Annotated in this window: 7 protein-coding genes; 4 read left to right on the forward strand and 3 right to left on the reverse strand. The window is 56.2% G+C overall.

The features are described from left to right. Window positions 1–77 precede the first annotated feature (77 nt). Window positions 78–959 carry an AraC family transcriptional regulator gene (locus NYE24_RS28130; RefSeq protein ID WP_036691037.1) on the reverse strand — a complete coding sequence of 294 codons (882 nt, stop codon included), beginning with the start codon at window positions 957–959 and terminating at the stop codon, window positions 78–80. 150 nt (window positions 960–1,109) lie between these two features. On the opposite strand from NYE24_RS28130, the gene NYE24_RS28135 reads away from it, so the two are divergent. Next, a complete protein-coding gene (locus tag NYE24_RS28135; RefSeq protein WP_051493171.1) occupies window positions 1,110–2,177 on the forward strand; it encodes an SGNH/GDSL hydrolase family protein in 1,068 nt (355 codons plus the stop codon). 7 nt (window positions 2,178–2,184) lie between these two features. On the opposite strand, the gene NYE24_RS28140 is transcribed toward NYE24_RS28135, so the two are convergent. Further along, window positions 2,185–4,107: an ATP-dependent DNA helicase gene (locus tag NYE24_RS28140; protein WP_342477196.1), complete on the reverse strand. Its 1,923-nt coding sequence runs from the start codon at window positions 4,105–4,107 to the stop codon at window positions 2,185–2,187. 418 nt (window positions 4,108–4,525) lie between these two features. Here NYE24_RS28140 and NYE24_RS28145 point away from each other — a divergent pair, with 418 nt between their 5' ends. The 3 genes from NYE24_RS28145 to NYE24_RS28155 all read left to right on the forward strand — a co-directional run bounded on the left by NYE24_RS28145 (window position 4,526) and on the right by NYE24_RS28155 (window position 12,845). Then, window positions 4,526–5,815 (forward strand): DUF1963 domain-containing protein, encoded by a 1,290-nt coding sequence (locus NYE24_RS28145; RefSeq protein WP_342477197.1) that lies wholly within the window; start codon window positions 4,526–4,528, stop codon window positions 5,813–5,815. An 87-nt stretch (window positions 5,816–5,902) separates the two neighbouring features. Next, on the forward strand, window positions 5,903–7,132 hold the full coding sequence (locus NYE24_RS28150) for an ATP-binding protein (protein WP_342477198.1): 1,230 nt from the start codon (window positions 5,903–5,905) through the stop codon (window positions 7,130–7,132). A gap of 4 nt (window positions 7,133–7,136) precedes the next feature. After that, window positions 7,137–12,845: a HAMP domain-containing protein gene (locus NYE24_RS28155; RefSeq protein WP_342477199.1), complete on the forward strand. Its 5,709-nt coding sequence runs from the start codon at window positions 7,137–7,139 to the stop codon at window positions 12,843–12,845. A gap of 125 nt (window positions 12,846–12,970) precedes the next feature. Here the strand turns inward: NYE24_RS28155 and NYE24_RS28160 are convergent, their stop codons facing one another. Further along, the gene (locus tag NYE24_RS28160; protein WP_342479313.1) at window positions 12,971–14,011 is read right to left on the reverse strand and encodes a LacI family DNA-binding transcriptional regulator; all 1,041 of its coding nucleotides are present in this window, start codon (window positions 14,009–14,011) and stop codon (window positions 12,971–12,973) included. Window positions 14,012–14,096 lie beyond the last annotated feature (85 nt).

A 14,096-nucleotide genomic window follows, 5' to 3' on the forward strand; every position in this document is an offset into this window, starting at 1 on the left:
CTTCATAAGTCCATCATAATCAAGGATAAATCCAATATCTATAGTAATCTTATAAGCCGAATAGCACTATATTGCGCTTAGTCAAAAAAGAGCTGGCGGTAAGTCAGGCTCTCGCCCCCGCTGCGGAAATCGCCCGGTGTCAGTCCGGTCAGGCTGCGGAACGCCTTGATAAAGTAGCTTCCGCTGGAGTAGCCGATCTGCTGGGCAATGGCTTCAATACTTAAGCTCGTCCCCCGGAGCAGCTCCATCGCCTTCTCCGTGCGGACCCGGGTCAGATAAGCGCCGGGCGTATGGCCGGTGCTGGCCGAGAAGCGGCGGATGAGATGATACTTGGACAGGGAGACATGCTCCGACAGCTGGTCGATGCTGATCATCTGCGAATAATGCTGCTCGATGAATGCGGCGGCGCGCTTGATATTCTCTGACCAGTTGTCCCTGTCGCGCAGCGTAGCTGCCTGCATTCGGGTCAATTCGGTCATGAATTGATAGACGCTGGACGAGGCGATCAGCGGATCGGAGATTCTGCCCGCTCCGGCATCCATTACCATCATCCGCGCCAGCCGGACAGGGGCACAATCTGCGGGCAGCCGGGGTACCTCGCCCGCTTCGCGCAGGAATCTGCGCCAGTGGGGCAAGATCAGGCTGGGGCGCAGCAGGAGGAACAGAAACTCCCAGGGCTCTGCCGCATCCGGCGGATAATAATACCGGTGCGGCCCCGGGATTTCCGCCAGCAGAGCCTGTCCGGCCCGGACCCGGTAGGTCCGGTTCTCTGACTCGAACACGCCCTCACCGGAGAGGGTGTACTGGAACAGCAGCAGCGGGCCGTCGCTGCGCTCCATACCGTCCCAGCGGTAAGCGGGATCGGAGACGGAATCATAACCGGCGGCGAACAATACGCACAGCTGCAGCTCCTTATCTTCGGCAAAGCGAAAGCCATAGGTTCCTCTGGGGATGTCCATGGAGATCCTCCTTTTTCTTGACAAGTACTTATTATCTTAGCACACCAACCTAAGCAGCTATATGAAAAGCACTGCTAAACAATCTTCATTGCCAAGATAAAGCACCTTTGCTACTGTTACGAATAGAAACGAAAGAAGGAAGGTTATGGAATGTCCCAGATGCAAACGTACAAACCGGCAGCTCATCATGTCAGAATTATCGGGCGCACCCACTGGATGGGGGAGGTGCTGTGGCTGGCGCTCTCCGGCGGCGGGGTGGAATTCTCTTTCTACGGCCGGGCGGCCCGGATCACTCTGCAAGGCGATGATATTGCTGCAACCGGCAACAATCTGGCCCGGATCGGGATCAGCGTTAACGGCCGGCGGGTGATAGACGATCAGGTGGATCAGCCGCGCAAAACCTATACAGTGTTCGAAAGCGACACCGCGCAAGAGGTTACTGTAAGAATTACGAAGCTGTCTGAAGCGGCCATGTCAACGGTTGGAATAAGCGAGATTGAGGTGGAAGCCGAGGGCGGAATTATGCCGACTCCATCTCCGCAGCATACGATTGAATTCATCGGCGATTCCATTACCTGCGGGTATGGTGTGGATGATGAAGAGGCGCTACATACTTTTTCTACGGCTACAGAAGATGTGACAAAGGCCTATGCTTACCTGAGCGCAGAGCAGCTTGGTGCGGATTACAGTATGGTGTGTTACAGCGGATACGGCATTATTACCGGGTATACAGAAAATGATCAGAAGCTGACCACACATCTTCTGCCCGATTATTACGAGAGGGTAGGCAAGTCTGAAGGGAGGTTCGGCGGCAGCCTGCTGCCTCAGGAGACACCTTGGGATTTCAGCAGATTCACGCCGGAGCTGATCGTCATTAATCTGGGGACCAACGACGATTCGTACACCAAGGAGGACTCCGCCAAGCAGGCGGATTATGCAGAGAACTATGTCTCTTTTCTCCAAAAGGTCAGACGGAATAATCCCGATTCCACCATTCTATGTACGCTCGGGATCATGGGAGACAGGCTGTATCCTGTCCTAGAGCAAGCGGTTGGCCGCTATACCAAGGAAACCGGCGACAGCAGGATCTCAGTGATGAAGTTCGAGGTACAGCGCGAAGAGGACGGCTACGCCGTTGACTTCCATCCCTCCCAGCTGACCCACCGCAAAGCAGCAGACAGATTAACGTCCGAGATCCGTAGGCTGATGAAGTGGTGATCGCCGATCACCGGTGAATCCCCTTCTCACGCACAAACCTCTCCAGCACCCCGAACTCCTCCGTCACCTTGGGGAAGGGCAGCGCGGCAAGGACCTGCTCCCGGTACGGGTTGCGGGCTCCTGCCGACAGGCGGGAATCCAGAATGCTGAGCACGCCGAGGTCTGTCTCGCTGCGGATTAGACGCCCGGTGCCTTGCCGCAGGCGGAGCAGCATGTCCGGCACGTAGACCTCCATAAGCGGATTCGCCGCCTGCGCAGCCTTGTATTCGTAGACGGGATCGGCCGGAACCGGGAATGGCAGCCGGAAGACGATCAGATGCGACAGATCCGCCCCCTCGATATTCACGCCTTCCCAGAACACACCGGTACTCAGCAGCACGCCCTTACTCGCCCGGAACTCAGTGATCACCCCGTCCTGGGAGGAGCCTTCCCGCTGCATATGCAGCGCCCAGTTTAGCTTCTCAGCACTCAGCTTCTTGTGAATGTACTTCATATCCTCTTTGGCCGAAAAAAGCACCAGCGTCCGCCCGTCCGTTACATTGCATAGCCGCAGCAGCTCCTTATACGCCGCTTCCAGATAAGCTTCGCGGTTGTTGTGGTTATAGTAAGGAACGTCCTTGGCAATATACATCATCGTATGGTGGTCATAATCGAACGGTGAAGCCTGACGCTCCATATACTCCCCCCTGTAGCCCAGTGAACGGGACAGATAAGCGTACTGCTCCGCAAGCGTATCACCGGACTGGCTGAGGGTTGCGGAGGTCAGGATGACAGAGGTCTTGCCGCTAAATAGACTGTATTTCAGGAATTGGCTGATCCCCTTGGGGCAGATGCTGACGGCAGCTTCTCCCCGGGGCTGGCTGGCCCAGAGCAGATAGTTGTCCTCTGTCCCGGCAAGCACCTGGAAGAGGTCAATCATTCCGTTAACCGCTTCGAAGGTATTGTCGATCTCCCGCTCATGCCGGGAAGTCAGGACCGAGAGACTGAGGCGGAACTCCTGCAGAATCTGCACAGCTTGCTCTAGCGGGACTCCTGTAATCGCCGATACTTTAATCCGGTCAGTGTCCTGCTTGGCCGTATGCAGCAGGTCTGCTTCTATCTGTCTGAACAGCTCTTTGGCGCAGCGCCGGACGAACTGGAAGGACTTCATCAGGCTGCGGTCTGCGGATTGCTTGTACAGCAGCTGCATGGCATCCTCCAGCACCCGTGAGGTCCCCCGGAAGGTGAATTCCAGTGTCTGGGCATCCCGGACCTTGGCCTCCAGATTATGCGCTTCATCTATAATGATCAGCGCAGGCCCCTCGGTGATCAGGCCCTTGGTTCCTTCTTTTTTCTTAATGAGGTCACGGATCAGCAGGTCCTGGTTCACGATGATGATATCCATCTCGCCCGGGCCGGCGTTGATCTTGGCCCGCATGTCATAGAAGGCGCAGGTATGCTTGTAGTGGCAGTGCTCGAACTTGCAATCCGTCACACACACGTTAGACCACAAGGCATCACTGACCCCGCCCTTCAGATCTGCCCGTTCGTTGATTTCTGCATTCAGGATACCTTCTGCGAGTACAGTGAGCGGGGAACCGGGCTCCCCGGAGGGGAACAGGTCCGCTGCCCGGTACCGGCAGGCATATTGCCCCATGCCCTTGCCGACTACAGAGCGGACCATCGAGAAGCCGAGCCGGCTGCCGATGAACCGCAGATCCTTATGGATCTGTTCGGAGAGCTGGATGGACGAGGTGGCGATAATGACCGGCTGCCGGGAGAGCTGGTTAATGAGCAGGCCGGGAATCAGGTAGGCGAAGGATTTGCCGATGCCGACTCCGGCTTCAATCATTGCATTCCGGCCATGGATATAAGCGTCGGCAATATCCAGCGACATATCCTGCTGGCCGAGCCGTTCGGTGAGACCGAGCCGTTTGAACCGGTCATACATGCGGAAGATGGCATTGACCAGAGCAGGCTCGGCGTCTTTGGCCGGCTCCTTCTTCTGTAATTTGTAGAGATCATTTAACCAGCTGATGACGACCGCCCCTTTTCTTTGAAATATAAGGTTTTATAGGTTTCACGTTATAAATGATCCTTCTATTTCTCGCTGAAACAGTGCCATCCCTAAAAGGACGGCAAAGCTGTTTCCACTTGTCAATGTTAGTCTTGTCCTGCATGGATTACGGCAGAGGTTGTTATTATCTTAGATGGCGGGCGAACAGTCAAGGGTTAAGGCTGAATCTGTATTCTAGATTCTGGAATTTCGTCCCTTGCAGGCGGGAGCGGGTCTACATTCGATCGGAAGGTCTACATCTATTATAATGAGGGCATAATCTGCGTACTGATCATGAAGGGAGAGAGAGGATATGAGCGAACGTCTGCCTTGCCAGACCCCGGGCTGCACGGGAACGATTCTTCCTGCAACCGCACTGAAGACCGGGGGCATCTGTATGCCCTGCTACCAGCAGAAGAAAGCGATGGCTAAACAGGCTTATATTGAACAGAACCGCAAAGAGGTGAACAGGTATGCCGGTATCCATGATCCGGTTGAAATTCTCACCATTATGCATAGCCCGCGGAAGCCTGATCCGCTAATTAAGGAAGTCCCGTACCCCCGGACCGCACAGGAGCTGTATCATGATCTGACGGAGGAACAGAGAGATCGGATGGAGAGCTACGCTGTTCATTTATTGGAAGAAGAGGATATAGACCAGGCGGAGATGATTCTGGTGTCACTCCTCTGCTTCACGGATACACGGCTTGGGCCGGCTCTGGAAATGCTCCTCCGCACAGGGAATTATGCGCCTGCTATCCTCTTCAAGGGTGCTGACGCGAAGGTCCGGGACCGGCTCATTGCCCAGGTGGATTCCGATCCGGCTAACCGTAATCTGCTGCTGCTGGCGCTGGCCTGGATTGGCGATGAAGAGGTGGTCAGGCTATTTGCGCAGTGGCGGCACTCCCCGCCGGAGTGGGCTGCGGCGTTATATCAGGCACCCGAGATGTATGCCCTTGAAGCAGGCTGGGAGCTGGATTCCGGAGGCGGCAAAAGGCAGCTGTACCCTTCTGAATGTTATCCCTTCCTGGTAAGCAGGGAAGACACTCCGGAAGCGCCTGGTGCTCCGGCGGCGGTTCAAATGCTCCAGACAGGAACGCGCGCCTGTCCTTGGTGCGGAGGTGCGCTAACCGTCTTATTCGATTACGATTTGCAGCATCCGCAGGTTAGATTCATGGAGCTTCCCGGCAAGCGGCTAAGAATTGCAGCCTGTATGCACTGCAACTGTTACGGCACTGTATATATGAAGGCTGATCTGGAGGGCGGTTATGCATGGAGTGAATATAATGTTGTTCCTGGATATCTGCCTGACAATACTGGAGGAGCACTGGCGTGTAGCACATGGCATGTAATGCAGCTGTCGGAACAGCCGGCAGGTACTTATGAGAGTGCACACTGGGTGCTGGAGGCGCCGGCCTCGCAGATCGGAGGACATCCGGCCTGGATTCAGGATGCGGACTATCCGGCGTGTCCCTGCTGCGCACAGACGATGACTTTTGCAGCGCAGGCGGATATGGGCCAGGTGGCGGAGGACGAGGGTATTTATTATGCTTTTCTGTGCCGGGACTGCCTGATTACAGCGGTGAATTACCAGCAGACCTGAGTTTCGTGATTTGGAATTTTGGGTATATAAGCTATATTTTCGAAATATAAACGTAAGCAAGCCACAGCCTGGAAAGCGAGGGTTCTCATGGATTTTCCGGTCAACATCCTGCTCGTAGACGATCATCCCGAGAACCTGCTTGCCCTTGAGGCCGTTCTCAGCGGAGCGCCTTACCGGTTGTTTCGGGCCTATTCCGGGATTGAAGCTTTACGCTGTCTGCTGGAGGAGGAATTCGCCGTCATCGTGATGGATGTGCAAATGCCGGGGATGGACGGGCTGGAGACGGCGCGCCTCATCCGTACCCGGGAGAAGAATCATGTGGTGCCGATTATTTTCATGTCCGCTAATAGTACGACGATGGAGGATATCTTCGCCGGTTACTCGGTCGGTGCGATGGATTACATGACGAAGCCCTTCGTCCCGCAGCTGTTCAAATCCAAGATTGAGGGTTACGTCAGCATGTATGAAGCGAACAAGAGGCTGCAGCTCCAGAGCGAAATGCTCAAGCAGCAGGCACGGCAGCTGGAGAGGACAAATCAGGAGCTGAGGGAAGCGAAGGAAGCTGCCGAAATTGCCTCCAAGGTAAAATCGGAATTCCTGGCGATGATGAGCCATGAAATCCGCACGCCGCTGAACGGGATCATCGGAATGTCTGATCTGCTGCTGGCCTCGGATCTGCCGGAGGAATATTGTGAGATGGCCGGGATTATCCACACGAGCAGCAATGCCCTTCTGTCGGTGATCAATCCGATTCTCGATTATTCCAAGCTGGAATCCGGGAAGCTGGTGGTGGAAGAGGCGCCGTTCTCTCTGCAAGACTGCCTGAGCGAGACGGTTGCTCTATTCACCGCGAGGATCCGAGAGCAGAAGCTTGATCTGGTGGTGGAGATTGATCCTGCTGTGCCGCTTGATCTGGTGGGAGATGTGAACCGCCTCCGCCAGGTACTGAATAATCTCGTGGGCAACGCCGTGAAGTTCACCCATGCAGGCAGTATATACATAATGGTTAACAAGATGGAGGGACCGCCTGGGAAGCTTACGCTAGAATTCACAATCAGAGACACAGGAATCGGGATTCCCCCGGATAAAATCGGCGAGCTGTTCCAGCCCTTCTCCCAGCTCGATGCCTCTACCACACGCAGGTTCGAAGGCACGGGGCTTGGCTTATCGATCAGCAAAGCTCTGGTGGAGCTGATGGGTGGAAGCATCCGAGTTGAGCCATCGGAGGAACCCGGGGCTACGTTTGTTTTTACAATTGCCGTTCGTGAGCATCTTGGATTGGAGCAAAAATACGTGCTGAATAAGGGGCAGGGTTGATACTATGAGCGATGACAACCAAATCAAAGAAAACCAGGGCGATGGAATAGACGCCGCTGAACTGCTGAGCGCCTTGATGGCGATGAAGAAGGGCAATTTCTCCCACCGGATGCCTTATGACCGGACGGGGCTCGCTGGTAAGGTAGCGGATACGTTCAACGAGATTATGGATATTCAGGAGAGTCTGGTGAACGAGGTTCAGACGGTGGCCAGAGTGGTCGGCAAGGAAGGGAACCTGTCCAGGCGGTTCGTGCAGAAGAATCTGGGCGGGTCCTGGGAGACGGTGACCGATTCCTTGAACGGCCTGGTGATTGACCTGATTCAGCCGACCAGCGAGATGGTCCGGGTGATTAACGCCGTAGCCAAGGGCGATCTGTCCCAGCAGGTGGAGCTGGCGATCGAAGGACGGCCGCTTACGGGCGAGTTCCAGCGAACGGCAAGCAATATTAATAGGATGGTGAATCAGCTCAGCACGTTCGCCTCCGAGGTTACACGCGTGGCGCGTGAGGTCGGTACCGAAGGTATTTTGGGCGGACAGGCTGATGTGAAGGGGGTCTCCGGCACCTGGAAGGATCTGACCGACAGCGTCAATTATATGGCGACGAATCTGACGGATCAGGTGCGCAACATCGCGGCGGTGACCACGGCCGTAGCGAACGGCGATTTGTCGAAGCAGATTACGGTCAATGCGCGTGGCGAAATCATGGAGCTGAAGAATACGATCAACACGATGGTGGACCAGCTCTCCATGTTCGCTTCCGAAGTGACCCGGGTGGCGCGTGAGGTCGGGACCGAAGGCAAGCTCGGCGGACAGGCTGATGTGAAGGATGTCTCCGGCACCTGGCGGGATTTGACCGAGAGCGTCAACTATATGGCGTCCAACCTGACGAATCAGGTGCGGAACATCGCGGTGGTGACTACGGCGGTTGCCAACGGCGATCTGTCGAAGAAGATTACGGCCGATGTGCAGGGTGAAATTCTGGAGCTGAAGAACACGATCAATACGATGGTGGATCAGTTATCGACCTTTGCTTCCGAGGTCACCCGAATGGCACGTGAGGTGGGTACGGAAGGAATTCTCGGCGGGCAGGCTGACGTCAAGGGTGTGTCCGGCACCTGGCGGGATTTGACTGAGAGCGTCAACTATATGGCGTCCAACTTAACGAATCAGGTGCGCAATATCGCGGAAGTGACTACGGCGGTAGCCAAGGGCGACTTGTCGAAGACGATTACCGTCGATGCGAAGGGCGAGATTCTGGAGCTGAAAAGCACCATTAATATCATGGTGGACCAGCTCAGCAACTTCGCCTCCGAGGTCACGCGAGTGGCGCGCGAGGTATCAACAGAAGGGATTCTCGGCGGACAGGCCGATGTGAAGGGCGTCTCCGGGACCTGGAAGGATCTGACCGACAGCGTGAACTTCATGGCGGGTACGCTGACGGATCAGGTGCGCAATATCGCTGAAGTGACGACAGCCGTGGCGAAGGGGGATCTGTCCAAGCAGATTACGGTGAATGCGACCGGCGAGATCCTGGAGCTGAAGAACACCATTAACACCATGGTGGAGCAGCTATCGATCTTCGCTTCCGAGGTGACGCGTGTGGCGCGTGAGGTCGGCACTGAAGGGATGCTGGGCGGGCAGGCGCAGGTGAAGGGTGTAGCCGGGACCTGGCGCGATTTGACCGAGAGCGTGAACTACATGGCGTCCAACCTGACGAATCAGGTGCGCAACATTGCGGTGGTTACGACAGCGGTGGCGAACGGCGATCTGTCCAAAAAAATCACTGCGGATGTGCAAGGCGAAATTCTGGAGCTGAAGAACACCATCAATACAATGGTGGACCAGCTCTCCATGTTCTCCTCCGAGGTGACGCGAGTAGCGCGCGAGGTGGGTACAGACGGCAAGCTCGGCGGCCAGGCACAGGTGAAGGGGGTTGGCGGCACCTGGAAGGACTTGACCGAAGGCGTAAATAACATGGCCCGCAATCTGACGGATCAGGTGCGTAATATTGCTGATGTGACCACGGCGGTAGCCAAGGGCGACCTGTCGAAGAAGATCACCGTAGACGTCAAGGGAGAGATTCTGGAGCTGAAAAATACGATCAACACGATGGTGGATCAGCTCTCGATCTTCGCCTCTGAGGTGACGCGTGTAGCGCGCGAGGTGGGCACGGATGGTAAGCTGGGCGCACAGGCCGAGGTGAAGGATGTCTCCGGGACCTGGAAGGACCTGACCGATACAGTCAACTTCATGGCGAGCAACCTGACGATTCAGATGCGCAACATTGCCGGTGTAACCACGGCGGTAGCGAACGGGGATCTGTCTAAGAAGATTACGGTGGATGTCAAAGGCGAATTGCTTGAGCTGAAGAACACGATCAACACGATGGTGGATCAGCTGAATTCGTTCGCCTCCGAGGTGACGCGTGTAGCGAGCGAGGTCGGCACGGACGGCAAGCTGGGCGGACAGGCCCAGGTGCGCGGTGTCGGAGGGATCTGGAAGGATCTGACCGACAACGTGAATATCATGGCGACCAATCTGACCGATCAGGTGCGCGGCATCGCCAAGGTCGTGACGGCGGTGGCGAACGGTAACCTGAAGCAGAAGCTGACGGTTGAAGCCAAGGGTGAGATTGCCGAGCTGACGGATACGATCAATAACATGATCGAGACGTTGGCCACCTTCGCTGATCAGGTGACTACCGTGGCACGCGAGGTGGGAGCCGAAGGGAAGCTGGGCGGACAGGCCAGCGTGCCGGGGGCTGCAGGTACCTGGCGTGATCTGACCGACAACGTCAATTACATGGCGAGTACGCTAACCACACAGGTGCGGGCCATCACCAATGTGGCGACAGCGGTGACCAACGGCGATCTGTCACGGGCGATTGATGTGTCCGCCTCTGGGGAGGTTGCCACGCTCAAGGATAACATCAACGAGATGATCCGTAATCTGAAGGAGACGACCCGCATCAACACCGAGCAGGACTGGCTGAAGACCAATCTGGCCAAGTTCTCGCGGATGCTCCAGGGGCAGCGTGATCTGTATGCAGTCAGCCGGATGATCCTGTCCGAGCTGGCTCCGCTGGTATCGATGCAGCATGGCGTCTTCTATATTAATGAACCCTCCGGCGGGGAGGCGGTCCTGAAGCTGTTCGCCAGCTATGCGTATCAGAACCGCAAGCATCTGGCGAATGAATTCCGTGCGGGCCAGGGGCTGGTTGGCCAGTGCCTGATTGAGAAGCAGCGGATTCTGCTGACTAATGTTCCGGGCGATTATGTGATGATCTCGTCCGCACTGGGCGAAGCCACTCCGCTCAATATCATTCTGCTGCCGATCATCTTCGAGGATCAGGTGCTGGCGATTCTGGAGCTGGCGACCTTCCGGCCTTACAGCGATATCGACATCGCCTTCCTGGATCAGCTTACTGAATCCATCGGCAGTGTGATCAACACGATGCAGGCGAACCAGCGTACGGAGGAGCTCTTGATTCAGTCCCAGTCGCTCACCGAGGAGCTGCAGAAGCAGCAGCTGGAGCTGCGGAGCACGAATGACGAGCTGGAGGATAAGGCGAAGCTGCTGGTGCTGCAGAAGGCAGAGGTGGAGAGCAAGAACCATGAGGTGGAGGTAGCCAAGCGTTACCTGGAAGAGAAGGCGGAGCAGCTTGCCCTTACCTCCAAGTACAAATCCGAATTCCTGGCGAACATGTCCCATGAGCTGCGCACGCCGCTGAATTCCTTGCTGCTCCTGGCAGAACAGCTGGCCGAGAACCCGGATGAGAATCTGCATGAGCTGCAGGTGAAGTTCGCGAAGACCATTCAGGACTCCGGGCTGGAACTGCTGAACCTGATTAATGATATCCTCGATCTGTCCAAAATCGAATCCGGCACGATCACGCCGGATTTCAGCGAAGTCTCGCTGGCGGAGCTGACGGATGGGCTGGACCGTACCTTCCGCCATATGGTGGATGCCAAGAAGCTCGACTACCGGATCAAGATTGATCCCGGTGTACCGGCCAGCATCGCTACGGATTCCAAGCGTCTGCTGCAAATCCTGAAGAACCTGCTGTCGAACGCCTTCAAGTTCACCGAGCAAGGACAGATCATGCTGCAGATCCGCAAAGCGGCCGACGGGTGGCACCCGGATAAGGAGTCGCTTGAGCGGGCCACAACCGTAATCTGCTTCTCGGTAAGCGATACGGGAATCGGCATTCCGGCGGAGAAGCAGCAGATTATCTTCGAAGCGTTCCAGCAGGCGGATGGCAGTACGAACCGGGAATACGGCGGAACGGGTCTCGGGCTTGCCATCTCCCGCGAGATTGCCGAGATGCTCGGCGGAGAGATCAGCTTATACAGCGAAGTAGGCAAGGGCAGTGTATTTAACCTGTACCTGCCGACAGAAGCGGAATTCACAGAACCGGAGCCTCCGAAGGCTCATGTTCCCGAGGTCATTGATATCACCCCGGCCAAACGCAGAAGCAGCCTTGCAAGGCCGGAAGAGGAGCCCTTCGCGGATGACCGCGATCAGATTGAACCGGGAGACCGGGTGTTCCTGATCGTTGAGGATGACCAGAAGTTCAACGAGATCATTCTGGGGATGCTCCACAAAAAAGGAATTAAAGCGGTAATCGCCACCAGCGGCTGGGATGTCCTGGAGCTGGTTCAGAAATACCAGCCGTCGGCCATCACGCTGGATCTGCATCTTGGCGGAGATACGGATGGCTGGCTGGTGCTTCAGCAGCTCAAGAACGATATCGGAGTGCGGCATATTCCGGTCTGTGTGATGACTGTGGATGAAGACGAGGTGCTGCTGCTGCAGAAGGGGGCTTACGATTATTTCCGCAAGCCCGTGACCAATGAGGAGCTGGAGAATGCGCTGGACCGGTTGAACCGGTTCGCGGATCACGCCACGGCTAATCTGCTGGTCGCCGTCCAGGATGAGCAGGAGCGCAAGCATATAGCCGAGCTGCTGGACAACCCGGATCTTACGCTCACCGCCGTAGAGACCGGGCGCAAAGCCTTGAACCAGTTGAACAGCAAGACGTTCGATGCGATCGTCCTGGACAGCAGCCTGGCAGACATGAATCTGATCCGCTTCCTCAGGGAGATGTACAAGAACGCCAGGAACAAGAGAATCCCCGTGCTGGTGCAGATGAACCGGAAGCTGACGCCGGAGGAAGAAACCGAATGGGATGAGCTGGCGAAGATGGCGGTGCTCAAAGAGGTGAAATCGGATGCCCAGCTGATTGATGAATCCACCCTCGCCCTGCACCGCAAGGCAGAGAATCTGCCGCCGCTCTCCAGAGACAAGCTGGTGAAGCTGTATCAATCGGATGAGATGATCGAGTATAAAAAGGTGCTTGTAGTGGATGATGATATCCGCAACATCTTTGCGCTCACCTCCATTCTGGAGCGCCATCAGATGAAGGTGATCCCTGCAGAGAATGGCCAGGATGCGATCACGCTGCTGGAGCAGACGCCGGATATCGGAATTGTCCTGATGGACATCATGATGCCGGGAATGGACGGCTACGAGACGACCCGGGCGATCCGGGAGAAGCCGGAATGGGGGAACCTCCCGATTCTTGCGCTTACAGCCAAGGCGATGAAGGGGGACCGGGAGCTGTGCCTGGAAGCAGGCTGCTCAGATTATATTACCAAGCCGGTGAACAGCGGACAGCTGTTATCGATGATGCGTACCTGGCTGGACGAATAGAGCAGGACGAATAGGACAGGACCCTAGAACAGGGCCATGGAACAGGAACAGGAGCCAACCCCTTAGCCGCGATTAGGCGGTTAGGGCTGGCTCCTGTTTTTTTGCAAATATTCGATGAATATAGCTTAATGATCCGCAGAGGGTTCGAGCCGCCGGCAGGAAGCTCTCTCGATAAAGAGGGTATCGACTTTGACCTTGGTGCTGACTGCGGGCTGCCGGTGAAGAGAAGCGGTGAACAGATCGACTGCCCATGCGGCCATCCGTTCTTTCTCCACATGAACTGTGGTCAGCTCTGGGGCTACAATCTGCGATTCATTGATATTATCGAAGCCGATGACGGATACATTCTCCGGGATGGAGAAGCCCAGCTCGCTGAGCGCCTTGATCGCGCTGATGGCGATGTAATCACATTCACAGAAGAAGGCGGTGGGAAAGGGCTGTCCGCTGTCTTTCAGCTGCTGCAGCTTATCCCGTAACGGCCCCTGAGAGGAAAATAAGGTCGGCGGCACCGCCAGCATGCTGCTCCGGGGAATCTCCACCTGCGCCTCCGCCATGGCGTCCATGAACCCGCGCTGCCGTTCCCCGAAGTTATGAATCCGCTCTTCGGATGCGATATAACCGATTCTCCGGTGCCCGTGGCCGGTCAGATAGGTGCCTGCCTGATAAGCCCCCATATAATTGTTGATCTCGACAAAATGGACAGGCAGCGCATCGAAGCAGGTGTCCAGCACGATCAAGCCGGGCAGCTTGTCCGCAATATCGGCTATTCTGGCCGCATCCAGGCTGGTCCCGAGCAGAATCACGCCGCTGGTGGGCTCCTCCATCACTGATTGAATGCCCTGCTCATAGTTCTTCTCTTCAAGCGCGGAGAATATCAGACTGTAGCCCCCCATCCGGCAGCGTTCCTCGATATGATGAATCAGCTCCCGGAAGAAGGGCTGCTGATAGTACTCCTCATGAACCAGCCCGGCATTGGTGAACACCAGGAACCGCAAGGTGGTGGGGTTCGCCTCAGCGGCGGCCGCTCTTCCCCTGCCGGTATATCCATAGGTCTCCGCCAGGCGCAGGATTCGCCCGCGTGTCTCCGTACTGACCCCCGGCTTCCCGTTCAGCGCCAGCGAGACGGCCCCTTTGGAGACCCCGGCCAGCCGGGCAAGCTCCTCCATATTCAATGACAAGACCTCCATTCAGCATCGTAGCTTAAGTATGTTTAGTGTAAGGGAAGGCACAGATTTTAGCAATGAACCAGGT

It is taken from the genome of Paenibacillus sp. FSL H7-0350, from assembly GCF_038593195.1.
Lineage (GTDB): Bacteria > Bacillota > Bacilli > Paenibacillales > Paenibacillaceae > Paenibacillus_AQ.